General features: G+C 57.0%; 1 protein-coding gene. It reads right to left on the bottom strand.

Annotation, left to right across the window (positions count from 1 at the left end; genetic code table 11):
* Nucleotides 1–254 precede the first annotated feature (254 nt).
* The gene (locus EXZ48_RS34535; RefSeq protein WP_130521579.1) at nt 255–1262 is read right to left on the bottom strand and encodes an IS110 family transposase; all 1008 of its coding nucleotides are present in this window, start codon (nt 1260–1262) and stop codon (nt 255–257) included.
* Between the last annotated feature and the right edge of the window lie 66 nt (nt 1263–1328).

Here is a 1328-nt window from a genome sequence, read left to right as displayed (position 1 = left end):
TGGACCTATCTATGGACGGCCTCCTTTCTGCAAGTGCGCTTTGGTGATCTGACAAGCTCTCGGTTGCTGCTATCTATTCGGTCTTTGGTGCAGCGCATGCTGCTGACCTCGATGAGATTCGCGGATCGACACCCAATTACGTTGACGGGCACTGCGGCCCGATAGGTCCAACGGGTTCAGCCGATTCCGGTCCGACCGGATTGCCATCACACTTCAATTGCCCTCGCATTGCCGAAAATTTGCGCAGCGTTCGTTCACACAGCTGCGCGATAGCTCTGGCCTGTTGTCATGACCGCCCAGGCGATCCTCGCAGTTTTGTTGGCCAGCGCGACGGTGGTGACGTTAAAATGCCGCCTTGCAAGCAGACCCACCACCCATGCGCCATTCACCCGACCGCTTCGAATATTGTGAACGGTCGCGCGCGCACCGTGGATCAGCAGCTTTCGGACATAGCTGTCGCCACGTTTGCTGATCCCGCCGAACCTCTCCTTCCCAGCCGTAGAGTGCTGCTTTGGCGTCAAACCCAACCATGCTGCAAAGTGTCGACCAGAGGAGAAGTAGTTTGGATCGCCGGCCGTGGCGACCAAAGCGGTTGCCACGAAGGGACCAATCGTTAGAACAGTCATCAGGCGGCGGCAAACGTCGTTGTTCTTTGCCATAGCCGCAATCCGTTCATTGAACGCTTCGATCTTCCGCTCGGTGTCGCGGATTTGATTAACGAGGCTGTCGAGCGCCTCATGGGCGAGAGCGGGAACGCGTTCATCGGTAGCGACGAGGCTCATAAGCTCTCGGGCGCTGGCTGTTCCTTTCGGTCGAACAATCCCAAATTCTGAGAGATGGCCGCGGAGCGCATTGACCGCTGCGGTCCGTTGCCGGATCAACAGATCGCGAACACGGTGCACCATGAGCATACTCTGCTGCTCAGTTGTTTTTGTGGGGACAAATCGCATTCCCGGCCGCTGGACTGCTTCGCAACAAGCTTCGGCATCCGCGGCGTCGTGCTTATTTGTCTTCACATAAGGGCGAACGTAGCGAGCTGGCATCAGCTTGGGAATGTGCCCGAGCTTTGTTAACTCTCGGGCCCAGTAATGTGCGCCACCGCAAGCTTCCAACCCAACTGTGCAAGGAGGCAGGTTGGCGAAAAACTCCAGTACCTTGCTGCGAGGCAGTTTCCGGCGAACGACGGCCTGACCATCTTCGTCCACACCATGCACCTGGAACCAGCTCTTCGAGGTGTCGAGCCCAATCGTAACTATTGTCATGACAATTCCTCCTGTTTCTATCGCACATATTATCCGCCGGGGGGTGGGAGGCCGTCCATCTCATTA

Origin of the sequence: Shinella sp. JR1-6 (assembly GCF_004284735.1) — a bacterium.
Lineage (GTDB): Bacteria > Pseudomonadota > Alphaproteobacteria > Rhizobiales > Rhizobiaceae > Shinella.
Note: the sequence above shows the minus strand (reverse complement) of the source record. Positions and strands in the feature narration are given on the sequence as shown.

Bases quoted from the DNA above. Each gene is read 5' to 3' on its own strand.
- EXZ48_RS34535 (WP_130521579.1), bottom strand. From the start codon at position 1,262: ATGACAATAGTTACGATTGGGCTCGACACCTCGAAGAGCTGGTTCCAG.